Origin of the sequence: Caballeronia glebae, from assembly GCF_001545035.1 — a bacterium.
GTDB classification, from domain to species: Bacteria; Pseudomonadota; Gammaproteobacteria; order Burkholderiales; family Burkholderiaceae; genus Caballeronia; species Caballeronia glebae.
Map to the genome: position 1 here is coordinate 16,733 of NZ_FCOJ02000049.1, position 25,314 is coordinate 42,046.

Here is a 25,314-nt window from a genome sequence, read left to right on the forward strand (position 1 = left end):
TGTCCTGCGCGTGCGAACGGCCCGCTTGGCCGACACCGAACTGATGTTGCGTGCACTCGATATGGCGTTGCTGCAGCGACGCCACGAGGGCGTAATTCTACATTCGGATAGGGATGTCAATACACGTCCATTGCATTCGGACGGCGCTGCCGCGAAACCGGCGTGCAGCCGTCGATGGGCACGGCCGGCGACGCGTACGACAACGCGATGTGCGAATCGTTCTTCGGCACGCTTGAGGCGGAGCTACTCTCCAGAGAACACTTTGCGACCCACGAACAGGCCAGGCAGCGCATCTTCTGGTTCCTGGAGGGCTGGTACAACGTACGCCGCCTGCACAGCAGCATCGGCTACCGTTCGCCGCTTGAATTCGAAAACATCAACGTTAAACGGCAAACCGTATCGCCTTGCGGGTTGCCCACCGGCGGGCAGCGTCATGGTCGAGAGAGGCGACCCGCCGCCCGCCCGTGGACAACCCGCGACTCAACACTCAACGGAGGATAGATCGCATCAAATCGCTGGCCGCAAATCCGTCCGTCGAACCGGGTCAACCTCACGTTGCCACTAAAAGGGGCTGTCGGGATATTGAGCGTCGGCTGTCCGCACAAGAGCGGGCGCCCAAATGTCTAGGCGAGGACATTTTCCAAAGGCCGATAGTGGCCCGACAGCGCACGCTCGCCGGCCACCGGCGATCACACTTCGGTTTGCTCAGCCATTTCAAGTGCATCGTCTACCTCGATCCCGAGGTATCGCACGGTGCTTTCAATTTTTGTATGACCCAACAGCAATTGGACCGCGCGCAGGTTCTTGGTACGTCGATAGATCAACGACGCTTTCGTTCGACGCATGGTGTGCGTACCATACGCGGTGTCATCGAGTCCGATCGACGCGACCCAGCGATCAACGATGCGCGCATACTGGCGCGTCGACACGTGCGCTGAGGCATGTAGTCGACTTGGAAACAAATAGTCAGCAGGCTTCAATCCCCGCGCCGAGATCCAAGCGGAGACACTTTGACGAGTCTGCTCAGTGATTTCGAACTGCACTGGTCGATGCGTTTTCTGCTGCATGAATGTCGCGCGACCTACAACATGACCTCCCATGTAGACGTCCTACACCTGCAAGCGCGTCAGATCGCACGCTCGAAGCTTACTGTCGATCGCGAGATTGAACATCGCCAACTCACGAGCGTTGGACGACATCTGCAGCCTCGTTCGAATCGCCCAGATTTCCCGAAGCTTCAGCGGAGGCTTCTGGCCGGTTAGCCTCCCCTTGTTCCACGGCACCCGACGAGCGCCGGAAGAATTAAGCGGTTCCATGACAATCTCCTCTTCAACGAAGGGAGATCGATTCTGCGCTTGGTGGGGTACAACTGCCGTTCGCCACCATTGCGCCATTTCACCTCGGTACTTGCTCGGGCGCAAGGGAAAGTAAATTCCATATCCTTGCTGGGTGTTGCACCGCGTCCCATGCGGTTTGAGTGTCGCGTGGCACCGAAGATATCAAGCGGAAGGACTTGGTCTTTTGCAACTGAGCATCGCGACTGCATGTCACGGCGTTGAACTAACGCACTGCCCCACAGGGCTTCGTCATGTTGGCGATTGTGGGGCAACCCGTCACCTGATTGAGGCGATTGCTCAAAGGCAGGAGGACAGAAAGATCTGCGTGCGTTCGGGCAAACGAAAGCTTCCGTGAACGTGACAAAGCCCGCGCAGGCCATCCGCACTGCGGAATCCGGTGATGGTCCGCGCATGCCGATCCTGGACATTACCGGCGCCGCCACTCACAGCGAGTCTCTCATGTCGCATTGCTTGTGATGGCAGCGATCAATTCCCTGGTTGTCAATACTTCATGGGCGTAAGTGGGACCATTAATATCCATGGCAGCGCGAGGTGCTTCATGTGAACGCGCAGAGGTCGCATCCCGAACGAGAGTTACGTGATAGCCAAGTTCCATCCCGATGCGGCCCGTCGCTTCAAGGCAGGTGTTCGCAAGCAGTCCAATCAGGATGATCTTTTCCTTGTAGTTCCTCTTAAGCAGTTGATCCAGATCGGTATTTGGAAAGCCGCTGGATGCCCAGTGCTCAGTCGCAACAATGTCCCCTGGCTGCACTTGGAATTCGTCGTGAAACGTACCGCCCCATGTTTCCTTTGCAAAAGCTTGGCGCTCAGCGGCACCAAGCTGGTAAGGCGACGGATATTTCCAGTTCACGTAGTCACCCGACTCCCAACGATGGTGCGGCACGTGAAAAATCGTGACGCCAGAGTTACGCGCCGTTCGTACGATCGTCTGAAGGTTGTCGACCATGTTGTTCTCTTCGGCGATGTCCTTGATCCACGGAAATAGCTTGCCTCCATCACTCAGAAAGTCGTTGTACAGATCCACGCAAAGAACTGCTGTGATCTTGGGGTCATAGCTGGTCATCGAAATCTCCGCTGTTGAACTGCGAGCCGAGCCGGCCAGAGGCGACTCCGGCACTTGCTGAGAATAGATTTAGTGCGCGATCCTTATGGCCGCTGCTTTTTACAAGAGTCTTGAGAAATCCTGTGTCCAAGAAATTGATCCGACTTTCGTGAGGTCGGCGGTCACAGGCGTATCGAGCGCGCTCATGCAAACTTGAGTCCGATCACGCCACCGAGAATCAGCAGAATGAAAAACACCCGCAACGGTGCGGCCGAATCTCCGAGCAAAGCGATGCCAAGCATTGCCGTACCCGCCGCCCCGATTCCGGTCCACACGGCGTAACCGGTCCCGACCGGCACCGTACGAAGTGCCACGGAGAGCAGAACGACGCTCGACAGCCCCGTCGCGACCGTAAGCAGCCCAGGCGTCAGTCGCGTGAAGCCGTCTGAAGCCTTCATCGCAAAGGCGAAAGCGATCTCAAGCACGCCCGCCAGGCCAAGTAGTAGCCATGCCATCAGTGAAACTCCGTACGATATGAGCGATGTCAGGCTTTCGCGTATGCCGCAGCCGGAGCGGTGCGGAAGGCGATCCCGAGACGATTGAAAGCGTTCATCAAGCTGATCGCATAGGTGAGGTCAGCGAGTTCCTTGTCATTGAATTCGGCCGCCACCGCCTGGTAATCTTCATCGGGAGCGTGTGTTTCAGCCACCCGCGTGACCGTTTCCGCCCAGGCGACCGCTGCTTTCTCGCGCGCGCTGAACAGCGTGCCGGCGTCGCGCCAGACCTGCAGAAGGGTGAGCTTTTCCTCCGATACCCCGAGCCTCTTCAGGTCTCGCGTGTGCATATCGATACAGAAAGCACAGCCATTGATCTGCGAGACGCGCAGGTACACGAGGTTGATCAGCTCCTTCGCAAGGCCGCATTTCTGAAGTATCGAATGTACTTCACCGAACGCCCGATACGCGTCCGGCGACGCCTTGCTGTAGTTGATGCGTTGTGTCATGAAGAACCTCTCTGATTGACCGTTTAAGAGGCTTCATCTTGTCTCACCTTGGTCCAGTTCAAAAGGACCATGAACTTGCATCCGCGCTATGCCATGATTCTTGGCGCATGAGTCGAACCGGTCACATCAGCGCCAGGATTCGCTTGCCGAGTTGCGCTGCGGTTGTCTGACTGTCAACGTTCGTGAACCCGACGAGCAGCGCCGATCCGACTTGCCGTCCTTCGCCCCAATCCGAAAGTGCTTCGGCGTACATGCCGCTTTCACCCATACTCGCAACGAGCCGTCGGTCTGACCGGCGGCAGCGTAAGCGCAAGATCAAATGCATGCCGCCTGGTTGCGCATCAATGTCCACGTAGTTGCCCAGTGCACTTTCCAGACCCGCGACCGTTGCATCGCGTCGTTCGGCATAAAGCCTGCGCATTCGCTGAATATGCCGCGCAAAGTGCCCCTCTCTCATGAAAGATGCCACCATCGCCTGAACGAGGTGGGACGTGCCTGTGCCAAGCGTGTGAAAGACCTGCTCGAAGCGTTGGACGAGCGTTCCGGGGACGACGAGATACGCGAGTCGAAGGCTCGGCATCAGCACCTTGCTGAAAGTGCCTGCATAAAGAACTCTTCCGTTTCCATCCAGACTTTTCAGCGCTGGCAAGGGCCGGCTGATATAGCGATACTCGCCATCGTAGTCATCTTCGATAATCCATCCCTCGTTTTGTGCCGCCCATTTCAGCAGGGCTAGCCGGCGGGGCAACGAAAGTGTTACGCATAAGGGGCTTTGATGGGCGGGAGTCACGATCACCGCCCGCGCGCGCGGTGCGAGTTCGATGCCGCAGGCAACATCGATCCCTTCTTCGTCCACCGGAATGGGAACTCCGTCCAGATTCAGCATACCCATCAACTGCCGGGTCGGCGGGTATCCCGGATTTTCATACCACACCTGATCGCCCGCGTTGAAAAGCGCGTGAGAGATGAGTTCGATCGAGTGACGATAGCCTGATGTTACGAACACCTGCGTTGGGGCGCACTTGATGCCGCGCGAGACGTGAACGTATGTCGCGATAGCCGCGCGCAGTTCCTCCAGGCCACACACTTGCGGGTGAACCATGTCGAACGCTTGCATCGCACGAATACGGTTCGCGCCCAGCCGGGCCCAAATTTTTCGGGGAAACATGTCAAGTGCGGGCAAGCCCATCTGAAACGGCAAGATGGAATCGGGACGGAAGCTGGGCGCGTCTGGCGCGGCCTTCAACTTCGGCTGCACTTCGCGTGTTGGAATCCGCGCCCGGAGGCCGGGCGTCACGATGGTTCCCGCCTGACCTCGCGAGACGACGTACCCTTCGGCAGCCAATAGCTCATACGCGGAATTTACCGTGCCCCGGGCCAGACCAAGTTCAGTCATCAGGGCACGCGCGGAGGGTATTCGGTCGCCGGGCTTTAGTGTCCCATCGGCGATGACCGCCACGAGACGTTCATAGATCTGGCGGTAAAGCGGAGTCTCCGCGGTTGGGTCGAGCGGTGAAACAATCGATGTTTTCAATTTGACCATGAGCGGTCGCGTCTGCGCGTCTGAAAAAGGATTGAACCATGGCATGCGAAACAGGCGTTTCTTGCTGCTCGCAGCAATGACAGTTTGGTCTGCCGCTTCGGCATTGTCCGCTATTCATTTCGATGTCGTCATCATGGTCTATACGAAAACGCAATTCTTGGTTCTGTTAGTTGAACCATCCCCTCGTTAGAGTATTCCCACGCGACACCTTCATCAAGCGATCCAGGCGCATCAGAAGAACACAGCACCGCTGCCTTGATCCGGAACATTGGGAACCACATAGATGAACATCCTGCATCTCACATTCAGTGCCCGGGGAGAGTCCTCAGAGAGTCAAAGGCTTTCGAGGAAAATCGTCGAGATGCTTTTTCAAAGAAATCCCAAGGCCGAACTGCTCGTCCGCAGACTTGGTGATGGAGCGCTACCGCACGTCGATGCGGACTACGCGTTCATGCAGCATTCAAACAATGCGGGACCCTACGGAAAGGGGTCGTCCGCCATGTCCGACCAGTTGATCGCGGAGCTTGAGCGGGCGGACGTGGTTGTCATCGGAACGCCCATGCACAATCTCAGCGTGCCGTCCTCCCTTAAGGCGTGGATCGATCATGTGGTTCGTGCGCGAAGGACGTTCACCATGGCAACCTCGGGCAAGAAGGGCATGCTGCACGATCGACCTATGTACATCGCGGTAGCGTCCGGCGGACGCTTTTCCGGAACGAACGCTCATCAGCCGGATTTCCTGACGCCCTATCTGAAGGCCGTTCTGGCGTCGATCGGACTCAACAATCTGCTCTTCTTCTCAGTAGAAGGGACTGGCGCACGCGCGGAGTCCGTGGAACTCGCCCGTCGCGTGGCCGATCAAGCGCTCACGTCCCATTTCAACTCTCTTGAGCTCCAGCATGCCAGCGAAAACCTCGACTGAAACGCCGTCGCGCACAATCAACGCCATCGCCGTTTTCTGCGGCTCGAACTTCGGTTCTTCTGAACAATACGCACAGGACGCACGCAAGCTCGGCCTGGCCTTGGCAGGTGCGGGCATAAAGGTAGTGTATGGCGGGACGACCAAAGGATTGATGGGTGCCGTAGCCGATGCGGCAATATCGGCGGGAGGCCAGGTGGACGGCGTCATCACAGAAAGCCTGCATCGGCGCGGCCATTCGCATTCGGCGCTAACTCATTGCGAGATCGCATCCACGCTAAGAAAGCGCAAGGAGCGGATGGTCGAGCTTGCCGACGCATTCATTGCACTGCCCGGAGGAATCGGAACGATTGAAGAAGTGATGGAAGCCTGGACGATGAACCAGTTGCAGGAAATCGACAAGCCTTTGGGTCTGTTGAACACTGCGAACTTCTTCATGCCCTTCATGGGTTTCATCGATTACATGATTGAGCAGAGATTTTTGCCTTTCGCACATCGTGAATCCATCGCTATCCATAGCCACCCAAACGAATTGATTGAGTCGTTACGTCGCCAGCCACGTATCGATGTACCCAAATGGATTTAGCTGATGAGACCGTCATCTACATCATGAAAATGATCGGATGGCCGCTTACGAGTCTCGAAGAGGCACTCGCATGACCTAAGAGCGGAGGAACTGTACGACCGCTTGTGGCCGATTGTGTGAGATCGCCAAGGGGCCGCTTCGAGGCGCAATACGGGACGCTTTTGGGTATCCTGTCGACGTCTCCTCAGTCGCACGACGTAAGCGCAAGGTCCTCTGGTGCCCAGACGGTCGATGCAAGAAAAGCGGTTACTAGCTCGTGACGAGCAGACCTGCATTTGTCCCAATCGATGAACAGCACGCACTTCCGGAGGTTAAGAACGTCGTCAAACTTAGCGTACTCTCGATATATCAGGGAACGCCATAGCAACGAGCGCCTACACAGGTGCCTGCTGCGAACGCACGAGGATCGGCAGTGGCCGGCCGGATGCGGCCAGCGAAGCAGACCACACGTAGTCGTTAGCATCTGCCAGCAGGTTTTCTGCCGCATTGATCGCAGAGTTGCCAACGTCCGTCACGTGACGCGCGTCCAACGCACGGGCCAGATCGTCCAAGGCCGGCAAGATCCGTCCTCTCGCCGCTCGAATTCGAAAGCCAGCACGCGCCGCATCTAACGGCAATTGCCCGAGAAATTACCCAAGAAAACCAAACTTCTTGTTCTCTTCACGAGACCAAAGGTACCCATGAATAACGGTTTATTTATCGTCTGGCACACGTTAGCTGACTGGCTCTCCGCGATTGCAAACGCCCAAGACCAGATCGGCGTGTTGTGCGTCAGAACCCAATTCGAAGCGGCTCCGGATGGTGGCGTGTAATCACGAGTCTCGCGGCGGGCGCGTATCCCCTTTTCATGGTCGGGCTGTCGAATTGACGGCAGGTGGAACCGTCGGGACCGAGCCCCGAGCGCGCCACCAAGGACTGCTCAGGCCCAGCAGGTGCAAAGTACACGGTCACCTCGCTGCCGCGCCGGAACGGAATCGAGATGCGTGGTCCCCACGCGGATTCGATGATCGGATCGCCGCTGCAATCCGTCGATCCAAAAACACCCGACGACACGGCAAGCCATTGGAAATCGGTCGCTGAGAAGTGATAGCTCGCGTCCTGAACTCGCGTGAGCGGTACGACCGTGGTCGCGTGACCGACCGTGAACGCCACGCCGTTTTCCCCACTGAAACTTGTGAGATCGCCGATAACGCGACCGTTCGCATCAAACACCTTCACGGCGCGACGCTCTGCATGACGTTCATAATCCTCAGCGCTAGATGCGATGGCGAAGCACACCAGCAGTATTGCGGACAGACAGCGCTTCATATCGACCTCCGTCGGCACGAGCGATGGCGTCAATAGACGATGCGCAGCGGTTCGGGATGCCGCTCCGACAGCGGATAGCTGCTTCTCACTGCCCAGTACAGCGCGCCCTCGTCGAATGGCGTCGCGCTGCACGACGTCGCGCCGGTGCTGTCGGTCTGGCGCAGCGAATACACGTGCACGTTTCCGGAATACCCCTTCACCGCGGTATAAACCGTCACGTCGACGCCCGTTCTGACCGCGATCGCCGGAGTCGGACTCCCCGAGTACGGCACGAGCACGCCGCCGCTGCAATCGGTCGACGCATAGCCCACGGATGAATCAGCGACCCACGTGTATTCGGACGCAGAGTATTGCAACGGACCGACGAGTTTGTGATCGACCATCACGAAGACCGGTTCACCGTCGATGGCGATATACACGCCGTTCACGCCGCTGAAATACTCCAGCTGCCCGACCGCCCTTCCCTGCGCGTCGTAAACCATCGGCAGACGCGCTTCGTCGTGTGAATCGCGCTCCCCCGCAAACGTCGCGCTCGCTCCGATGACGAGCAGCGCAACGAGGACTCGGCACATGAACGTCTCCGTCGATTGCATGGATCAGTAGTGGATGGTCAGCGGCTCAGGATAGTGCGCCGACAGCGGATACGTCGTCTCGGACCGGAACGCGGGCACGGGCGCGGTCGACGGCGGCACGTGGCCGATAACAGGCGGCGGCGCGCAGTGGGACCCGTCGGAGACGGCGACGATCTTCGCCGGAGCCGAGACGGTATCGCCCGCGATCAGCAGTGTGACGTCGGTGCCCGTTCTCGTCGCGATGGATGGCCGCGGGCCGCTGCCCGGCGAAATGATCGGCGAATCGCTGCAATCGGTGGTCGAGTAGTTAAACGGCCCGAACGTCCACCATTGAAATTTGGAGGAGTCGATGTGGTCGGGATCGATACGCAGCCAGGTCACTGCAGCGAAGACGGTCGCGCCGTTGATGGAGAGATATACGCCGTCATAGCCATGATAGGAAGCGAGCCGGCCAACGAGCTTGCCTTGCGCATCGAACACTTCCAGGGCACGATGATCCTGGTGCCGGCGCCAATCCTGTGCGTCGTCTGCATGAGCAAGAAGCGACGTTGGGCTCATGACCAAGGCGAGCATGAGCAGTAACCAACGATGCATGTGCGCCTCCTTCGACCAACCGCGCCCTGGAGGCCCGCGGATCGAATCTGTCTGCTCAATGAGGATAGGCTCGCGACGTCCTTATTTCAAGACTGAAAGTCGTTTGATATCGTTCGGATGGCAAGCCTACGGTCGTTGGCAATGGGTTGACGCGCGCGGATCAGAGCTCGCGCTGTTACACGCCGCGACTGAGGTCCCTGATGGATCCTTCGCAAGCTTCACCCGCGCCCCTGCTCAGACTCGCCATCCTCAAAAGACGCTTATACGCCGCGTTGCAGTCATGCGGCGGCGAAAGGCAGAGGCCCCTTGTTGGCCGAGCCCTGTCGGATGACCGACGTGCGAGCTTCGGCCAGCCGGCGCTCACAGCTCATCCTCCATGTGGCTGCAACTCGCCGCTTCGCTGTCGTTCGTGATGCGGCACTGTCGAACGTCGGCATCCGGGATCGGAGAACGAGTCGTGACGACCCGTTGCGGTCGATCAACCCGACGCCGGATAAGGGCCGCTTTCGAGGAGCAACGGTCGTGGACATACCCGCGAGGAACTGGCGACATGGCGTAGAGTTCTCGCAGTCGTAACGGATTGACCTACTGCCGCGCAGTCGTGAACGCGTCGATCGCTGATCACAACGCTGCCCGAAGGCGTGGTCAGCAATTCGATCATTGCATCGCCTCAGCCCTAAGATCACAAACCCTGTCCCGCGATATCTAATAGCTGAACATTTCCGGCCGCAAGTCGCTTACCTCGATGATCACATCAGCCGGCAGATTTGCCCGGCGTGCTGCGGCGCGGATGGCCTCGGCATTGGGTGCCTCGTACAGGCAATAAGTCTTTTTCTTGTCGGCGCTGAGAAACGAAAAGAGCCACTCGACGCCTTCCTCGTCGTTGATTTGCTTCACAGTGGCCGCGCTGTCGCTCGTCACCTCAAGTTGTTCCGCAAAATTGCGTTCAATCATGAACCGTGGCATGGCATCCTCCTCAATATAGACAGCACATCGCACGCTCGAACCGCGCGATATCTTGCTCTAGTTTCGGGCCCCCGCGCCCGTCTGCGCCCCGCTAATGCGCTCGACGAGGGCGAACATTCCGAGTCTCCTGGCTTCGGCTGCCGCGAGCGCAAGCAGGTCTTGCGCTCGCGCCCTGTCTTCGATGCGATTGCGATCCGTCAGCATGAGCGCGTATTCGTGCCTGCTATGCGCGAGCCAGGGCCATGCACGCAAGCGTTCGTCCATGCGCAGCGCATATTCGAAATGCTGTTCAGCGCTCGACCAGTCGCCGAGGGCGTGGGCCAGCATGCCAAGAAACCGTGCCGCCGAACCGCAGCAAAGCGTAAAGACCGGTACCGTGACGGCCTGGTCGCGGAATGGCAGGAGAAGGGCGTAGAGGCTTTCGGCATGCCCGGCATCTTGCAGACGTGCGGCCACTTCCGCCAGATAAGAGAGTGTCACCAGCCGCTTGCTGTCCATGGGGACACCGTATGCCGATTCCGAAAGCCGGTTGAGATTGTCGCGCGCCTGGGCTTCGAAGCCGAGGTCGCTGCATATCAACATGAACCCCGGCCGCCACCTCGCATCCTCGGAATGCGCATCGTCGATAAAGCGCTTGAAGATCGGTGCGACCTCCGCGAGCCGGCCCTGTTCGCGGCGAATCGAGAACATCTGCATGCCGTAGACGCCGGTTGCAAGATTCGCATCGGCGCTCTGCGCCATTCGCAGCGACTCGCGGGTCTTGCGTTCCGCCTCGGCGAAATCGCCGACCAGAATTGCCCGCATCGCCTGCGCCCCAGTCACGCACCACTTGTCCACGAAGTGCTGCCCACTGGCGGCGATTTCCCGGTACCGCTCGAGCGCGCCTTCGAATTGGTCCACCTCACCGATCTCCAGATATCCGGCAAGACATCGAGCGCATGCATGGCCGATGGTGTGTGCATCGCCCAGCGTTTCCGCAATGTGTCTCAGCTCCAGCAACACGTTTGCGCGCTGCACGAAGCTGTCGGCGGACAACGGCAGAGCACCGACATGCATCAACTCGCACGCCAACGCGTCGAAAAGGCTCGGCAGATCGTTCAGTCGTCGGGCGAGCGCGACGGCCTGCAGTGCAAATTCGCTGCTTTGTTCGCGTGCGCCTGTCATATGAATGGTGCGCACGAGCCGACTCAACAGGCGGCAGCGCTCGACCGATTCCTCGGTGCCGGCCTCCGCGAGCGCCTCCTCCAGCAACGCAAGCGATGCATTCCCGGAGCCTTCGAGGAACGTCTCAGCGGTGTCGAACTCCAGTGCCGCCTGCACGAGATACGAGGTCAGCTTATGTTCGCGGGCAATTCGAGCCGCTTCGCGGAAGGTCGCAATCGCCTCGCGTTGTGCCAGCCGGAGTTCTGCCCTGCCTCTTGTCAACAGCAACGGCAGGATGCGGGTCGCTCGGTGAGGTTCGTCGCAAGAGCATCGCTCGACGAGTTCGAGTCCGCGCTGCGCATGGGCGATGGCCTCGTCGTAGGCCGCGCCCGCCAGCGCACGCTCGCCGGCACGCTGCCAGTAGCCGATCGCGCGCTCCGGCAGATCACCCGCGGCGAAGTTCTGAGCGATCAGCTCGGGTTGCCGCTCGGCGATGTCCGGATAATGTTCCTCGAGCGCGGCGGCAATGCGCGCGTGATAGTGTCGCCGGCGCGCGAGCAGGAGCGACTGGTATGCGATCTCCTGGATCAACGCGTGTCGAAACATATAGGCGTCGCCGTCAGCGCGTTTGCCCGCGGCCGGAACGATGATTTCGGCGGCGATCAGGCGATCAAGTTCTTCCCTCAGTTCGTTCTCCGACGTAGACGCGATCAGGCCCAGCAGCTTGGCGTCGAACTCCCGGCCCACTGTGGCCGCGATCTGCGCGGTCTCCTTGACGGCGGGATCGAGCCGGTCGAGCCGCGACAGCAGCGAGCCCTGCAGCGTGTCCGGAATCGCGATCGCCTGCGCCGCGCCTTTCAACTCGTAGCTCATTCCGGCATCCCGCAGCAGATCGCTCTGGAGAACGGCCTTGGTCAGCTCTTCCACGAAGAGCGGCACGCCGTCCGTCTTGGCGACGATCTGATCGAGCACGAGCGCGGGAAAGCGCTTGCCGTCCGTCAGCCGCTCGATCATCGCAACGCAATCTCGGCGCGACAACCGGTCGAGATTGAGCTGTACGAGATGCGGGAACGTCCATCCCGATTCGAACTCCGGCCGTGCCGTGAGCAGGACGAGAAGTCTCGCGGAAGTCAGCCGTTCCACCACCAGTCGAACGAATTCGAATGACGACGGGTCGATCCAGTGCGCATCTTCGATCACGAATAGCACCGGCTGAACGCGCGTCGACGCTTCGAGCAGGGAAACTAGGACGTCCAGCGTGCGGCGCTTGAAGGACGGCGAAGAGGTGTCGACGGTCGGATCACACGTGGCCGCGGGTATGCCTAGCAAATTCGCTAGAACGAGCAGTGTCTCGCTCGCATCGACTCCGAGGCTTGCGATTCCGGCCGTGAGCCGTTCGCTATCGGTGCCGCCCGACCCATCCGCCACATCCGGGCCGACGCCGAAGGTGCGCTGCAGCCAGCGCAGCACTGGCCAGAACGGACTGTTGCGATAGTATGCGGAGCAGTGAAGCGAGACGATCGCATGCGACTCGTCGCCGATGCTGTCGCACAGCGCCCGAAGCACCCGGGATTTCCCGATTCCCGGCTCGCCAGTCAGCAGCACGCAGCGCATTTCGCCTTCGACGCTCTGCTTCCAGCGCTGCCGGATCATGTCGAGTTCGGCAGCCCGGCCGATCAGCGGCGTGATGCCGTGGACCGCCCTGATTGCGAAGCGATCGATTGCGTCGGCCTGCGCAAGAATGCGCTGGACTCGGACCGCCCCGGTGATTCCCTTCAATTCCCGGCAACCCAGGTCTTCGAGCTTGAACGATCCTTCTATCAGGCGTTGCGCGGTCGGCCCCACGACGATCGCATTGGGCGGAGCGATGGCCTGTAGCCTTGCGGCGATGATCGGCGCTTCTCCGACGATCGCCTGCTGATCCAGCGACGATCCCGCACCCACCGCACCTGCGACGACGAGCCCCGCTTCGATTCCGATCCGCACCCGCAGGCGAACGCCGCACTCGGTCTCGATGCGATCGTTCACCTCGCGCAGCGCCGCGATAGCGCCGAGCGCGGCGAGCACCGCGCGCACGGCATCGTCTTCGTGCGCATTCGGGTAGCCGAAATAGACGAGCAGGCCATCGCCGATATAGAGCGCGATATGGCCTTCATGGGCTTCGATTGCTTGCGCACAGGCTTCATGGTAGTCACCCAGAAGGCGTCGCAGCTCCTCGGGATCGAAGCGCTCGGCGAGCGCCGTCGAGTCGATGAGATCGACAAACATCACGGTGACCTGCCGTCGCTCGGCCTCGATGGTCTTAGGTTCTGCCAAGCCGGATGAGCCGTCGCACGCCCTCGCCTGCCCAAGACTCGCAAGCCCTTTTGCGAGCCGCTTGCGATCACCGAGCGTGAGGCCGAGTTCCTTCAGGTCGCACTCGGAAAGATCTCCGAGCACATCCCAGTCGATCCCTTGCGAGATGAACTTCGCCGCATGAGCGCCAAGGCCAATTTGCGCCAACCATGTCTCCAGATTGTCGGTCATCGCTGAAGCTCTGCTGTCGGTCCACCTTCATCATCCGCGCGGCAGTGCGCCTTGTCACGTGCTCCGGCGGCCGCCTCGGGAAAGCCTGCACAGGCACATGGCGATGGGACTCTTTAAGCATCTGAATAACCTTTGCGTCGGCGACCTGGTGAGACGTCGAGCCCTCACGTTGAATACACCGGTACTACGTGAACGGTTTAATTCAAAAGTAGACGTGCCCGCGGCGATCAGTGCGAAGGTCCGGTGTCGCATTCGAGCCGACGCTCAAACGTCTGCGCTGCACCAATATACCGAGGCGACCGACGGGCCACAGCGGGCGAGTGGATGCGTTGCGGTCGCCGAACGGCAGGAGAAGGAGGAACGAGCCACTGCTTCAGCCCTCCCTTCGAGAGAGGGGAGCAATTGATCGCTCGTCTCTAGAATGGACAATTAACCAACGCAACGACTGCTTTGGGCAGCCGCGATCAATTGTCGCCGTTGGCTGCTATGCGTCGGGGCCTGATTTCGGCTTCGCGTTCTGATACCCGCGCTGCGTGGAAATCGCGAAATCGTTGCTTTCGGACTCTTCGCCTGCGCAACGATCAACTCCGCCTTGCGCGGGTCGCCACTACCACTTCTCATCTTGGTCGTCATGAAAATTCAGTCGGTCGATCTCGACGGTCAACTTATTCGCGTCGGCATTTGCCGCGCCAACTCTGCTTTGCCGCCCCTTCTTATCTTCAACGGAATCGGCGCCAATCTGGACTGCTAGAACCTTTTGTCGAGGCGCTGGGCGATGTTGAAGTCATTATTTTCGATGTCCCAGGGGTGGGCGGTTCGCCAACTTCCCGCAAACCATACCGCTTCTCGACGTTATGCGTTCTGACGGATAGGCTGCTAACAGAAAATCGGCTACGACGGGCCGGTTGATGTGCTGGGCGTGTCGTGGGGAGGCGCACTCGCGCAACAGTTCGCGCGTCGGTATCCGAAGCGCTGTCGACGACTCGTGCTAGCGGCCACAACTCCGGGCGTAATCATGTTTCCCGCTCGCCTACCAGTCCTTTTGAAGATGCTAGGTCCCCGTCGGTACCGGGACCCTGCCTTCCTAGAAAAGGTTGGCGCCGAGATATATGGTGGCGCGTACAGACGCGACCCCCAGTTGCTCAAGGAGCACGGCTACCACATACGACCCCCAAAAGGGCGTGGCTACATCTATCAGCTTCTTGCACTGTGGGGATGGAGCAGCTTGCTGTGGCTGCGACGCCTGCCACAGCCCACGCTCGTCATACATGGGGACGACGATCCAATCGTCCCCCCTGATCAATGCGAAAATAATCGCAGCGTGTATTCGGTGCTCTCCCCTTCATGTCATTGATGATGGGCATTTGTTTCTTGTCACGCAAACAGACAGAGTAGCTGGTCTAGTTCGGCACTACCTCCCGCGCCAACCATGTAAATCCTGATCCGACTGCCCACGCTTGGTTTGGCATCTAAAGATGCTTACCGACTGGATCGGCATGTCGAGCTTACTGCCTGGCATCTTTTACAAAGTAGTTTTTACGGAGACGTGCCGCGACGGTAGCTAGTTGCAAAAACATTCAACGGGTCGGGTAATGGGCGCGCTAGGATGGACTTCGCTCATGCATTCGGGTGTGATCAATCCATGGGACGTAAGGCACTCAACTCGCGGCGAGCAGCGCAATTTCCGGGTAGCGCGATTGACTTGTCGCTGGGCTTGTAGAATGGACGGCGTCCCTGTACAAAAATTGAACGACATGTCTCGCACCGAGAACCCGGATGGTCCCGCCGCTGAGTACTGGGCAACGGAGTGGGCCAGGCCCGTCACCGAACTCGCAGTATTCGCCATAACGCCAGATGGCTTCATCTCGACCTGGAACGCCGGAGCAGAGGTCATCTATGGCTACCGCCCCGACGAAATCATTGGAGCGCATTCGACCGTCTTGCTTCCCGATGATCCAAAGGATCGAGAGGCATTTGAAGCCGAACTTCGCCAGGCGCGAGAAAAAGGTAGCTCCGCGATCGAGGGCTGGCGTAAGCGAAAGGACGGATCGGTGTTGTGGGCGAGCGTCGTGACAACTGCGCTCGTAGATACAAACGGCACTCCAGTTGGCTTCGCAAAGCTTGTACGCGACGAAAGCGAGAAACGGAAGGCTCACGAGGCGGTAATCGAAAGCGAGCAACGATTCCGATTACTCGTCGACGGCGTTTCCGACGACGCGATCTACATGCTGTCACCAGACGGTTTTGTCACCAATTGGAACAACGGCGCACGGCGCATCAAGGGCTACAGCGCGCAGGAGATAATGGGCTCGCACTTTTCCCGGTTCTACACGCCGGAAGACGCAGCCGCCGGCCTGCCGCAGCGTGCACTCGAGATTGCAGCCCTTGAGGGACGTTTCGAATCAGAAGGATGGCGTGTGCGCCGCGACGGGACTCGATTTGTCGCCCACGTAATCGTCGATGCGATTCGCGACGACTCCGGCGCCCTGCTTGGATTTGCAAAAATTACTCGAGACGTCACAGAGAAGCGAGAAGCCGACAAGCTCCTCGAGGAGACAAAAGCCGCGCTTTTTCGGGCGCAAAAGATGGAGGCGATCGGCAGGCTGACAGGAGGCGTGGCCCACGACTTCAACAACGTGCTGCAGGTTTTGCGTGGCAATCTCGAACTGCTCCAAACCCGTTGCGCCCGGGATCAGTGGTCAATGGAGCGTTTCGGAAACGCGATTCAGGCGGTCGAGCGCGGCGCAACGCTCGCCTCGCAATTACTGGCGTTTGGACGGCGCCAGGCGCTGCGGCCGGAGCCCGTGAACCTCGCAGCTATGGTCCGCGGCACGGATGACCTGCTGCGCCGGGCACTAGGAGAAACCATCGAAGTGGAAACAGTGGTGTCCGGCGGCCTTTGGAATGCGTTCGTCGACGTTCACCAGCTCGACAACGTTCTGTTGAATCTGGCAATCAACGCGCGCGACGCGATGCCCGATGGCGGCATGCTGACGCTCGAATTGTCGAACGCGATGCTTGACGATGACTACGTGCGCTCGCTTTCGGACGTGCCGGCTGGTCAATATGTGATGCTCGGCGTGACCGACACCGGATGCGGGATGTCGGCCGATGTGCTCGAGAGAGCCTTCGACCCGTTCTTTACCACGAAGCCTGAAGGTCAAGGAACCGGACTGGGTCTCAGCATGGCATACGGCTTTGTGAAGCAGAGCGGCGGACACATCCGCATCTACAGTGAGCCTTAGCATGGCACTACAGTACGCATCTACCTGCCGCGAACGTCTGCCGAAGCGCGCGAAGCGACAACTAGACTTAATGCTCCCGCCATGGGAGGCAGTGAGACGGTGCTCGTAGTCGAGGACGACACCAAGGTGCAAGCGACGGTAATCGCGATGTTTACCGACCTTGGCTACACCGTGTTGAAGGCAGACAACGCCGACCAAGCCATTGCAGTGCTCAGCAGCGGCGTTCACATCGACCTTCTCTTCACAGACGTCGTGATGCCGGGAACGTTGAAGAGTCCTGAAATGGCACGACGTGCTGTACAGCTGCAGCCACATTTGCGCGTTCTTTTCACCTCGGGCTATACGCAAAACGCGATCGTTCACGGCGGCCGGCTAGACCCCAACGTTGAGCTCATCAGCAAGCCGTACAGCCGCAAGGAGCTCGCGGCCAAAGTCCGACAGGTCTTGGGCTCCGAGGGACTGCCTCTCAAAAACGGCGCAGACTCTGTTTCTGCAAGCACGCCCGAGGTCGCGGAGCGCATGGCTCTTCGCGTGCTAGTCGTAGAAGATGACGAGCCGACGCGCGATGCGGTAAGCGAACTGCTGCGACTGTTAGGGCATTGCCCGACAACCGCGTCCAGCGCGCAGTCGGCAATCGACGCATTCGATGAGGCCTCGTTCGACGTGCTTCTCACCGATGTGCACCTGCCCGACCTTTCCGGTATCGAGCTCGCTCATCGCATCGCGACGGTGCACAGGGGCATCTCGGTCATTTTCGCATCCGGTGATACGGTTCAAGACAACAAGCCAGGCGACTTTCATTGGCTGAGCCTTCGCAAGCCCTACGCAGTTGGCCAGTTGGAGGCAGCGCTTCGTAAAGCGCGGAGGGATAACGCTTGAAGGGGAATGCTGGTGCGAGGACGGACGCAGGCAGGACGGCACGACTGAGTCGCGCGCTGCGCTCTGCCGACCATGCCGACGATTCGTCGCACTTGCTGTGCGCAGCTAGACCGCAGCTATGACGGGCCGCTGAGCGACGAGCAGCGGTCATTCGAGGGGCAGGCTGATGGTACCTAAGGAAGTCCGCAATTGGCCGAGAGCGCCAATTCGATAAAGGTGCCGACTTTCAAGTCCTCGCCGCCCGCAGGCCGAACGCGAACAAACGGCCACAGGGCGATGTTAGTCAGCCACCGGACGAGACGTCCGGATGGCCGGTTCACCGTCGGCTATTGACGTTCGATGGTTTGCGTTATACGTCGTCTTTATCGTGGTCCACTATATCGCTGCGTCTGCCACGACAGGCACACTCGGGTTCGCTTCTGGACCTCCTCAAGAGCTCGCATTTGGCGAGCTGTACCGCATCCTTTGCGGCGATTGCCCAAACGCTCCGATAAACGCGCGCCGCATTCTCGAGTCGCCGAACCGGCAAGCACCTACTCCGCTCGGGTTTGTCCCTATCTTGCGATCACAAAATGGAATCGCTTCACGCGGAAATTTAATTGGATTTCTAACGGATGCAGACTTATCGTGCGTCAGTCCAATGCGGTACTGCGCCCGTTCGGATCAAAGAACGGCTTCGCTGATAAAACAAAACATCCAGGAGACAAACGCATGGAACAATCCACCACGGCGCCGCATGGCCCAGAGTCGGGCGCGGGCGGTGCTCAAAGCATCGCATTGAACGACAAGGCTTCACCGAGAGTGCGGCGGATTCAGCGTACCGCACTATCCCTGCTGCTCCTGAGCGGGGTCATCAACTACATCGATCGCGCGACGCTGTCGATCGCGAATCCGCTCATCCGGCAGGATCTCGGCCTTTCAGTCGCGGAAATGGGCCTGCTGCTCTCCGCCTTTCTGTGGGCTTACGCGTTCGCACAACTCCCGGCAGGCGCTTTGGTCGATCGCTTCGGTGCGCGTGTCATGCTTTCCGTAAGCCTTGCCACATGGTCGGTGGCGCAAGCATTCGGCGGAGTCGTGGGCAGTTTCGGCCAGTTCTTCACCGCGCGCATGGTGCTCGGCATCGGCGAGGCGCCGCAGTTTCCCACGAGCGCGAAAGTCGTTCGCGACTGGTTCGGCAAGAAAGAGCGCGGCGCGGCGACCGGTATCTGGAACAGTTCGTCGACGCTCGGCACCGCCATTTCGGCGCCCTTGCTGACGGTCGTCATGTTGACCGTCGGATGGCGATGGATGTTCGGCATTATGGGCATCGCCGGTCTCGTCGTGGCGCTGTGTTTTTACCTCGTGCACCGCGACCCGCGTCAAGTCGATCTGACGCAGCGGGAGCGCGCCTATCTGACCGATGTCGATGGAGAAGTGCAGAGCCGTCCGACATGGCGCGAGTGGCGTCGTCTGTTCGAGTTCGGCACCACGTGGGGCATGCTGCTGGGCTTCTTCGGCACGATCTACGTCTTGTGGCTTTACAACGCGTGGCTGCCGACCTATCTGCAGATGGAATTTCACCTGACCATCGCGAAGACTGGCTGGGTGGCGGCGATTCCGTATCTCTTCGGCGTGGTGGGCAGCCTGTCCGGCGGAAAGATCTGCGACGTGCTCGCGCGCCGCGGGGTATCGGCGGTCAACAGCCGGAAGTATCCGATGGCCGCGTCGCTGTTTGGCGTCTGCGTCTTCACGATACTGACGGGCCTCACGCACAGCGCGACGCTGGCTGTCGTGTTCATCTCAATCTCGATGTTGCTGCTGTACGTGTCGAGCAGCGCGGCCTGGGCAACGGCGTCCGTTGCCGCGCCCGCGAACTGCACCGCGTCGATCGGCGCGATGCAGAACTTCGGCGGCTACTTCGGCGGCGCGCTGGCCCCGGTCGTCACGGGCTTCATCGTGCAGCAGACGCACTCGTTCCAGCCCGCGCTGTTCGTCGGGGCGGGCGTTGCCGCCGTTGCCGTGATCGGCTACTGGTTGCTTGTGCGCGGCCCGATTCCGCCGGCTGCGCTGAGTTACGACGCGTAAAAGTTAAACAGCGCCAGCGGGAGTCCAGCGACTCTCGCCGATGTTCAGTGGATTAGCGCGAGGCAGGAAGCGCGATTCCATGACGCTTCGCGCAGGCTTCGAGCGCCGGGGCGATCGTCGGATGCAGCACGATGCCGTCGCGCAATTGCTCACGCTTGAGGCTCAGTCCGCGATCGCCCGGCATCCGCACGGCCGATGTCCCGGGGCGCGGCGGATTGTTGCGGCACGCATCGCCGAGCCAGTCCATCTGCCGCGCGAACGCGTCCGCGCCGCCAAAAGCCGCCGGATCGTAGAGCGACAGAAACACGGTGGCGCCCCAGCCATCGGCGGGATCGGCCCGACCGTGGCCTGCGAGACCTCCCGTCATCGCTTCGATCAGCAACGCCAGCCCGAAGCCCTTGTGTCCCCACGTCATGCCGCCAACCGGAAGGATGGAGCCCGGCGGTTCGGCGGTTAGCACGCCGGGATCGCCGCTGGGTTGGCCATCTGCATCGAGAAAACACGCTTCCTCGAAGTGGTGTCCCGCTTTATGCCGGCGCGCGGTCATGCCGTTCGTCACGGTCGATGCGGAGATGTCGATCAGAAACGGCGTGCCCGAAGTCGGAATGCCCGCGGCGATCGGATTCGGTGTGAATACGGCGCGCGTGCCGCCGTGCGGCGCCACGCTTTGCACCGCCGGATCGGAACTGCTGAGCAGGATCATAAATCCATCGACGGTCGCCTTCTCCAAATAACTGGCCAGGCACGCGATATGGTGACTGCGCCGGATCACCAGCGTCGCGCTGCCGTACTCTCTGGCCCTCGGCGCGAGCGTTTCGATACCGCTTAAAACCAGCCACGGGCCGGGCAGACGCCTGCCATCCCACAGGAGGCTCGTGCCCTTGTCCGACAAGACCTCCGGCTCGCCGGAGCAGGTCATCGAAGCGCGTTCGATCTCGCCGACATACCCCGGCAGCAACGCGAGGCCGTGCGTATCGTGTCCCATCAGATCGCCGTCCACGAGCGTCCTCGCGACGGCTTGTGCTTTGACATCCTCCATCCCGACCTTGATCAGCAGACGCTGTGCGAAGTCTTGCAGTTCATGGGCGGCGTATCGGACTGTTGAATTCATCTTGATCGCGTTGAGTGAGAGTGAACAACTGGAAAATTTGCCATCGCGATTGTCCTTTGCGCGTTTGATAAGCGTCCAATTGTTAAATGCGTAAAATCGATTCCATCAGGTTATGAGTCGACATGTGTTTACCCCTATGCCGCAAGATTCCACTCTTTCCGCCGCTCAAGTCTTGGCGAAGCTGCGCTTCAGGCATCTTCAATTACTTGAACTGCTCGGGCGCACGCGCAACTTGCGTATCGCCGCGGAGCAGATGCATATCACGCAACCTGCCGCGACAAAAATCTTGAGCGATGTCGAAGCGATGTTCGGCGCACCGCTGTTCGAGCGGCTGCCGCGCGAAATGCGTCCTACTGATCTCGGAGCGCTGTCGTTGCGCTACGCCAGCACGACGCTCTCCAATCTGGGCGAGTTCGCGAGCGAATTTGCGACGCTCAAGAATGGCGGCTATGGCCATCTCACGGTGGGGTTCATTCCGGCTTCCGCCGCGCAACTCGTCACGGCGGCGATCAAGGAAATCCAGCTCCGCCGTCCACGGCTGATCATCAAGCTGGTCGAGCAGAGTAGCGATCAGCTCGCCCGATGGCTGGAGGAAAGGCGTCTCGACATCATGGTCGGGCGTCCGACGGAGCCACGGCACGAAGCGCTGTTCCATGTGGTCGATCTGCTGGCGGAACCGGCGCGCGCGGTCGTCGGGCAGCATCATCCGTTGCGGAAGCAGCGGCGCATGGAGATTGCGGATCTCGGCCAGTGGCCGTGGATTCTGTATCCGCAAGGCACCGCAATGCGGCTGCTATTCGAAGAGACGTTCGCGGCGGCCGGGATGGTCGCGCCGATAGGCATCGTCGAAACGCCGTCGATTTTTTCGACGCTCGAGCTGCTGCAGGCCACCGACATGATTTCACTCCAGCCACAGGCCGCGATGGACAGGTACGTCAAGCATGGCCTTTTAGGGTATCTCGACGTGCCGATACGTCGGACCCTGTCGAACTACAGCGTCATTACTCGGAAGAACGAAACGGCGTCGCAAGCGATGGAGGAGTTCGTCGGTATTTTGTTGGCGATTGCCAATAAATGTTGAGGTGACCCGGGTGTCATGAATTAGAGATTCGTTGCGTCGTAGTGAACACAATGAGCGCTGTCTTTGCTCACTACGTGCAGTCGCGCCGGGGCTTTGCGCGCTCGACGTCGAGGTCGCGGTTCCTCTACCACGTTGTCTGCGTTACCACCTGCGAGTCGAGGATTGTAACGATCGTTCCGTTCGCCATCCTGACGTTTAGGATTGCATATCACCTTGCGCTAAGACCGCCTTATGTCACCCGATCAAACCCGCTCGGCGCGGGCGGTCGCTATGTCGCGCAGCTGCGATACGCGCCCGTTTCGCTGCGGCCTGCTCGACGTCTCCGGGACGGTCGAGCCTGGCAACCGCGCCGAGTCGCCACCTTACCCGCGAACAAGCGGCCGCCCACTGGGTCCGCGTTCAAGCTCCTTTAGTAGGATCGACATGGCGCGCTACACTGACGGATAAAAAGCCCTCGGAACCCGAGAAACGCCTCTCGACCCGACGCGAAAACATGAACCCGTCAAGACCTCTCGCTGCACCTAATGGACTTCACGGCTTTGCGCACTTACTTGAGCGCCTCGTTCCACGGACGGACGGTTCGACGCCGTCCGACTCGGACGTACTGACGCCGGCGCAACAAGGCGTTATCCCCGCGGACGCGGCCCGGCATACGACTCAGGCTACCGTTGCAGCGCGACCGAACCTGAGTCACCGCTGACACGCAGAATGTTCCCCTCTGGCGTGATTTGACGAGGTATATCGTTGAATGTGGGTGGCGCGTGCGGTCGTCCTGCCGCTCTCGGGTACCAACTGGCGGCTGCCGCTCGCACGCCGTGCTTGGCGTTGCTGCGCGGCAATGCCTTCATATGCGCTCGCCGTTTTGCACACGAAGTCATAGTGTCTTAAACGAACTCGGTCAGATCGGCTCCGCCGGGTGGCGCTTCAGAAGCGTCGACGATCTACCGCGAATCAACAGCGATTCGCTTCTCGCAGTTCCATTGACGCGGCGCTTCGATACCATTCCTACGTTATTATCGCTGATGTTCATCATGTCAATTGACCGAAGGTTGCGTTCGCTTCGACAACTGTCATCGCCGCCTATGAGCGTGCTCTGCTGGTCCTCATCTCGGGCAAGCGTTGCCTCGTAATCTTGGTTGCCGTAGAACACATTAACGATCGAGACGGCCTCCGCCTCCAACAGGTAGGCGATGATGGCCCGCTTGCGGAAATGAGGGACTCTCGAAGTCCGGTGGCAGCAGATCGTCACGTGCGACCCACGCGCCGGGAATGTCTGCAGCTTCATGCAGAAATCGACGATCGAATCAACGTATCGTTCTGCCGTCATCGGAGCGCCACCGTTCGCGAAGTGTTTTTTAAGTCTCCGCAGCTGATCGAGCGCTTCGGGCGCAAACGGGACGCGCCAATTCAGGCGCGTGCGAGATTTTTTCAGTTCGGCACGTACCTGGTCGGCTGATCCTACGCGCACGTGAGCGAGGGTCTTCGTCCAGCAGACCTGCTCGCCAATCATGCGGCTCTGCCAAATACGCTAAGCCAAGCGTCGGCAAATCTCCCTTTCCCTAACCGAATCTTAAGTTTCACCGAGTACGGTCTAGTCATGGATCGCGTGCACGGTGCACGTGACTAAGATAATCAAGGGATACCATCATGAAATTGCTGCCAATTTCGATTCTCATCGGCGGCTTGCTAGCGACGCCCCTCACCTCTTTTGCTCAGCAGCAGAATGCAGGCTTGACTCGCGCCCAGGTCCGGGCCGATCTGATTCAAGTAGAGAAGGCTGGCTACAATCCAGCACAGCGTGACAACACAAAATATCCGGGAGACATTCAGGCGGCTGAGATGCGCATTGCCGCGTCCGACCAACCCGCACACGACGGATCTACGGCAGTTGGCGGATCAGTGAACCACACGTCAGATTCCGGACACCGTTGGACAGCCAGTCACGAGAGGAACTCATTGTACGGTCATCACTGAAACGAATACGGACCGCGCCGGCATCATTTGCACGCTATGGTTGTGTCCACGGGCACACCTACGGCATAGGTCGCTTTTGTATCACGGTCCGGCAGTCCTCTTGCGTTTCGAACATGCGTTTTCTTAATCCGTGCCGTGGAAGCATGCGCATGCAGCCGAATGGCAGCGGCTCCCATCGAGGTCGTGGAGCACTCCGACGTACAGAACCCTCGTTGGCTGAATCCGGTCGCTGCCATTCCGAACCAGCAAAAGGTCGGGGATGCCCTGCTGCTCGCTTCGCATCCTCTCGTGGTCGTACCCAGTGCCGTCAGCAAGGAGTCGTTGAACCCTTCCTTATCAACACCTCGATTCGAGCCCAGACTGCCCGCCGCTGCGCGCCGCGCTCAACTTCCGCGCTGCGAGTCCTGAATCTCAGGCGCGATGGCCGCATGGTTGACGATCGCCACCATCGAGATACCGCCGATCATGTTGCCGATGAGCGTCGGCAGCAAAAAAACGCCGAAGTATTCTCCGATGCTCGCAGCATCGCTCATCACCGCAAAAGCCGCCTCCGCCGAACTGGCGATTACATGAGTCAGCTTACTTAGGCCCACCGTATAGGTCACGAGCAGGATGGTGAGCACGCGTGCCGAACGGGCGCTCGGCAACAGCCACACCATGAGCGCGATTAGCCAGCCGGCGAACACCGCGCGCACGAGCGTGACACCGAAGCCGGCCGAAAACGGCGCGTGCGCCACGTCGGCCAGCGCCGCCATGACCTCCGGCCCAAACACGCCCTTGAACTGCAACAGCGCCGCGAAGATGGTCGTGCCAACGAGATTGAAGAACAGAACGATCGCCCAGAGGCGCAAAGTCTTGCCGACGGTCTGGCGATCACGCCGCGTGAGCACGGGTAGCACCGCCGTCAAGGTGCTTTCAGTGAAGAGCTGCTGACGGCCCAGGATCACGAACACGAAGCCAATGGTGTAACCGAGACTCGAAATCAGGTGACGCCAGCTCGATTCCGGCAATGCGCTCTGGAGAATGGCCTGGACGAGAAACGAAAAACCCATCGACAGACCGGCGGCGAGCGCGGACCACATGAGTGCCGAGGCCGTGCGCTCCATGGCGGTCTCACCTTCCTCGCGCACGACTTCATGGATGACGAGCGGATGAGGCGATGCATGATCGGCGGCTTGTTCGCGCTGTTCATCGTCGAGGTGCGGCGAGTCGGCGCCGGCCTGCGGTTCGGGCATGAGCATTTTTCTCCAAAAACCGCCTCGTTGTTCGGCACGAAGGCGCGGCGGTGCCGGCACCGAGCAGGAACAATGCCTGAGCGTGGGAAGGCATGCCTGCGCGCTTTGCCAACGCGTCGACGATGCGACTGGGTAAAGCACATTGAAGGCGAGCAATTCGAATTC

Annotated in this window: 19 protein-coding genes and 3 pseudogenes; 8 read left to right on the forward strand and 14 right to left on the reverse strand. The window is 59.8% G+C overall.

The genetic code is table 11. The annotated features are described in order from the left end of the window. Positions 1 to 162: 162 nt before the first annotated feature. A complete protein-coding gene (locus AWB82_RS39240) occupies positions 163 to 501 on the forward strand; it encodes an integrase core domain-containing protein (RefSeq protein WP_159462628.1) in 339 nt (112 codons plus the stop codon). 188 nt (positions 502 to 689) lie between these two features. Here the strand turns inward: AWB82_RS39240 and AWB82_RS26980 are convergent. The 5 genes and pseudogenes from AWB82_RS26980 to pdxR all read right to left on the reverse strand — a co-directional run bounded on the left by AWB82_RS26980 (position 690) and on the right by pdxR (position 4,946). Next, a pseudogene (locus AWB82_RS26980) lies at positions 690 to 1,316 on the reverse strand (tyrosine-type recombinase/integrase). Between the two features lie 478 nt (positions 1,317 to 1,794). Beyond that, positions 1,795 to 2,421: an isochorismatase family cysteine hydrolase gene (locus AWB82_RS26985; RefSeq protein ID WP_086972409.1), complete on the reverse strand. Its 627-nt coding sequence runs from the start codon at positions 2,419 to 2,421 to the stop codon at positions 1,795 to 1,797. Positions 2,422 to 2,603: 182 nt separating this feature from the next. Beyond that, positions 2,604 to 2,915, reverse strand: a complete 312-nt coding sequence (locus AWB82_RS26990; RefSeq protein WP_086972410.1) for a DMT family transporter — start codon at positions 2,913 to 2,915, stop codon at positions 2,604 to 2,606. Positions 2,916 to 2,944: 29 nt separating this feature from the next. Beyond that, positions 2,945 to 3,403 (reverse strand): carboxymuconolactone decarboxylase family protein, encoded by a 459-nt coding sequence (locus tag AWB82_RS26995; RefSeq protein ID WP_086972411.1) that lies wholly within the window; start codon positions 3,401 to 3,403, stop codon positions 2,945 to 2,947. Between the two features lie 121 nt (positions 3,404 to 3,524). Further along, a complete protein-coding gene (gene pdxR / locus AWB82_RS27000; RefSeq protein WP_086972412.1) occupies positions 3,525 to 4,946 on the reverse strand; it encodes a MocR-like pyridoxine biosynthesis transcription factor PdxR in 1,422 nt (473 codons plus the stop codon). 283 nt (positions 4,947 to 5,229) lie between these two features. Between pdxR and AWB82_RS27005 the strand changes: the two genes are divergently transcribed. Continuing rightward, positions 5,230 to 5,868, forward strand: a complete 639-nt coding sequence (locus AWB82_RS27005) for an FMN-dependent NADH-azoreductase (protein WP_086972413.1) — start codon at positions 5,230 to 5,232, stop codon at positions 5,866 to 5,868. Then, positions 5,846 to 6,451, forward strand: coding sequence for an LOG family protein (locus AWB82_RS27010; RefSeq protein ID WP_086972414.1), 606 nt, complete (start codon positions 5,846 to 5,848; stop codon positions 6,449 to 6,451). Before AWB82_RS27005 ends, AWB82_RS27010 begins: the two co-directional genes overlap by 23 nt. Positions 6,452 to 6,825: 374 nt before the next feature. Here the strand turns inward: AWB82_RS27010 and AWB82_RS37745 are convergent, their stop codons facing one another. From AWB82_RS37745 to AWB82_RS27035, 6 genes are all read right to left on the reverse strand, one after another. Then, a complete protein-coding gene (locus tag AWB82_RS37745; RefSeq protein ID WP_159462629.1) occupies positions 6,826 to 7,002 on the reverse strand; it encodes a hypothetical protein in 177 nt (58 codons plus the stop codon). Between the two features lie 220 nt (positions 7,003 to 7,222). Then, a complete protein-coding gene (locus tag AWB82_RS27015; protein WP_086972435.1) occupies positions 7,223 to 7,759 on the reverse strand; it encodes a hypothetical protein in 537 nt (178 codons plus the stop codon). Positions 7,760 to 7,788: 29 nt separating this feature from the next. After that, positions 7,789 to 8,331: a hypothetical protein gene (locus AWB82_RS27020; RefSeq protein ID WP_086972436.1), complete on the reverse strand. Its 543-nt coding sequence runs from the start codon at positions 8,329 to 8,331 to the stop codon at positions 7,789 to 7,791. Between the two features lie 24 nt (positions 8,332 to 8,355). After that, complete coding sequence (locus AWB82_RS27025) at positions 8,356 to 8,925, reverse strand: hypothetical protein (protein ID WP_086972415.1); 570 nt, start codon at positions 8,923 to 8,925, stop codon at positions 8,356 to 8,358. Between the two features lie 705 nt (positions 8,926 to 9,630). After that, positions 9,631 to 9,891 carry a DUF4242 domain-containing protein gene (locus tag AWB82_RS27030; RefSeq protein WP_053572681.1) on the reverse strand — a complete coding sequence of 87 codons (261 nt, stop codon included), beginning with the start codon at positions 9,889 to 9,891 and terminating at the stop codon, positions 9,631 to 9,633. Between the two features lie 57 nt (positions 9,892 to 9,948). Next, positions 9,949 to 13,560 (reverse strand): AAA family ATPase, encoded by a 3,612-nt coding sequence (locus AWB82_RS27035; RefSeq protein WP_086972416.1) that lies wholly within the window; start codon positions 13,558 to 13,560, stop codon positions 9,949 to 9,951. Positions 13,561 to 14,191: 631 nt separating this feature from the next. Between AWB82_RS27035 and phaZ the strand changes: the two are divergent. The 3 genes and pseudogenes from phaZ (at position 14,192) to AWB82_RS27050 (ending at position 19,748) form a co-directional block, all read left to right on the forward strand. After that, positions 14,192 to 15,002, forward strand: a pseudogene (gene phaZ, locus AWB82_RS27040) (poly(3-hydroxyalkanoate) depolymerase). A 312-nt stretch (positions 15,003 to 15,314) separates the two neighbouring features. Continuing rightward, positions 15,315 to 17,684, forward strand: a pseudogene (locus AWB82_RS27045) (PAS domain S-box protein). A gap of 711 nt (positions 17,685 to 18,395) precedes the next feature. Continuing rightward, on the forward strand, positions 18,396 to 19,748 hold the full coding sequence (locus tag AWB82_RS27050) for an MFS transporter (RefSeq protein ID WP_086972417.1): 1,353 nt from the start codon (positions 18,396 to 18,398) through the stop codon (positions 19,746 to 19,748). Between the two features lie 52 nt (positions 19,749 to 19,800). On the opposite strand, the gene AWB82_RS27055 is transcribed toward AWB82_RS27050, so the two are convergent. Then, positions 19,801 to 20,859, reverse strand: a complete 1,059-nt coding sequence (locus AWB82_RS27055) for an Ldh family oxidoreductase (RefSeq protein WP_086972418.1) — start codon at positions 20,857 to 20,859, stop codon at positions 19,801 to 19,803. A gap of 136 nt (positions 20,860 to 20,995) precedes the next feature. On the opposite strand from AWB82_RS27055, the gene AWB82_RS27060 reads away from it, so the two are divergent. Continuing rightward, entirely contained in the window at positions 20,996 to 21,940 is a 945-nt protein-coding gene (locus AWB82_RS27060; RefSeq protein WP_086972419.1) for a LysR family transcriptional regulator, read from the forward strand. 898 nt (positions 21,941 to 22,838) lie between these two features. Here AWB82_RS27060 and AWB82_RS27065 read toward each other — a convergent pair. After that, positions 22,839 to 23,450: a type II toxin-antitoxin system RelE/ParE family toxin gene (locus AWB82_RS27065; RefSeq protein ID WP_235023456.1), complete on the reverse strand. Its 612-nt coding sequence runs from the start codon at positions 23,448 to 23,450 to the stop codon at positions 22,839 to 22,841. A 137-nt stretch (positions 23,451 to 23,587) separates the two neighbouring features. Here AWB82_RS27065 and AWB82_RS27070 point away from each other — a divergent pair, with 137 nt between their 5' ends. Further along, positions 23,588 to 23,914, forward strand: coding sequence for a DUF4148 domain-containing protein (locus tag AWB82_RS27070; RefSeq protein ID WP_086972420.1), 327 nt, complete (start codon positions 23,588 to 23,590; stop codon positions 23,912 to 23,914). Between the two features lie 383 nt (positions 23,915 to 24,297). Here the strand turns inward: AWB82_RS27070 and AWB82_RS27075 are convergent, their stop codons facing one another. Next, positions 24,298 to 25,149 (reverse strand): formate/nitrite transporter family protein, encoded by an 852-nt coding sequence (locus AWB82_RS27075; protein WP_086972438.1) that lies wholly within the window; start codon positions 25,147 to 25,149, stop codon positions 24,298 to 24,300. Between the last annotated feature and the right edge of the window lie 165 nt (positions 25,150 to 25,314).

What these genes read in the sequence shown, in the direction of transcription:
- AWB82_RS26985 (WP_086972409.1), bottom strand. Translation starts at nt 2,421, where the DNA reads ATGACCAGCTATGACCCCAAGATCACAGCAGTTCTTTGCGTGGATCTG.
- AWB82_RS26990 (WP_086972410.1), bottom strand. Translation starts at nt 2,915, where the DNA reads ATGGCATGGCTACTACTTGGCCTGGCGGGCGTGCTTGAGATCGCTTTC.
- AWB82_RS26995 (WP_086972411.1), bottom strand. Translation starts at nt 3,403, where the DNA reads ATGACACAACGCATCAACTACAGCAAGGCGTCGCCGGACGCGTATCGG.
- pdxR (WP_086972412.1), bottom strand. Translation starts at nt 4,946, where the DNA reads ATGGTCAAATTGAAAACATCGATTGTTTCACCGCTCGACCCAACCGCG.
- AWB82_RS27005 (WP_086972413.1), top strand. Translation starts at nt 5,230, where the DNA reads ATGAACATCCTGCATCTCACATTCAGTGCCCGGGGAGAGTCCTCAGAG.
- AWB82_RS27010 (WP_086972414.1), top strand. Translation starts at nt 5,846, where the DNA reads ATGCCAGCGAAAACCTCGACTGAAACGCCGTCGCGCACAATCAACGCC.
- AWB82_RS27015 (WP_086972435.1), bottom strand. Translation starts at nt 7,759, where the DNA reads ATGAAGCGCTGTCTGTCCGCAATACTGCTGGTGTGCTTCGCCATCGCA.
- AWB82_RS27020 (WP_086972436.1), bottom strand. Translation starts at nt 8,331, where the DNA reads ATGTGCCGAGTCCTCGTTGCGCTGCTCGTCATCGGAGCGAGCGCGACG.
- AWB82_RS27025 (WP_086972415.1), bottom strand. Translation starts at nt 8,925, where the DNA reads ATGCATCGTTGGTTACTGCTCATGCTCGCCTTGGTCATGAGCCCAACG.
- AWB82_RS27030 (WP_053572681.1), bottom strand. Translation starts at nt 9,891, where the DNA reads ATGCCACGGTTCATGATTGAACGCAATTTTGCGGAACAACTTGAGGTG.
- AWB82_RS27035 (WP_086972416.1), bottom strand. Translation starts at nt 13,560, where the DNA reads ATGACCGACAATCTGGAGACATGGTTGGCGCAAATTGGCCTTGGCGCT.
- AWB82_RS27050 (WP_086972417.1), top strand. Translation starts at nt 18,396, where the DNA reads ATGGAACAATCCACCACGGCGCCGCATGGCCCAGAGTCGGGCGCGGGC.
- AWB82_RS27055 (WP_086972418.1), bottom strand. Translation starts at nt 20,859, where the DNA reads ATGAATTCAACAGTCCGATACGCCGCCCATGAACTGCAAGACTTCGCA.
- AWB82_RS27060 (WP_086972419.1), top strand. Translation starts at nt 20,996, where the DNA reads ATGCCGCAAGATTCCACTCTTTCCGCCGCTCAAGTCTTGGCGAAGCTG.
- AWB82_RS27065 (WP_235023456.1), bottom strand. Translation starts at nt 23,450, where the DNA reads ATGATTGGCGAGCAGGTCTGCTGGACGAAGACCCTCGCTCACGTGCGC.
- AWB82_RS27070 (WP_086972420.1), top strand. Translation starts at nt 23,588, where the DNA reads ATGAAATTGCTGCCAATTTCGATTCTCATCGGCGGCTTGCTAGCGACG.
- AWB82_RS27075 (WP_086972438.1), bottom strand. Translation starts at nt 25,149, where the DNA reads ATGCCCGAACCGCAGGCCGGCGCCGACTCGCCGCACCTCGACGATGAA.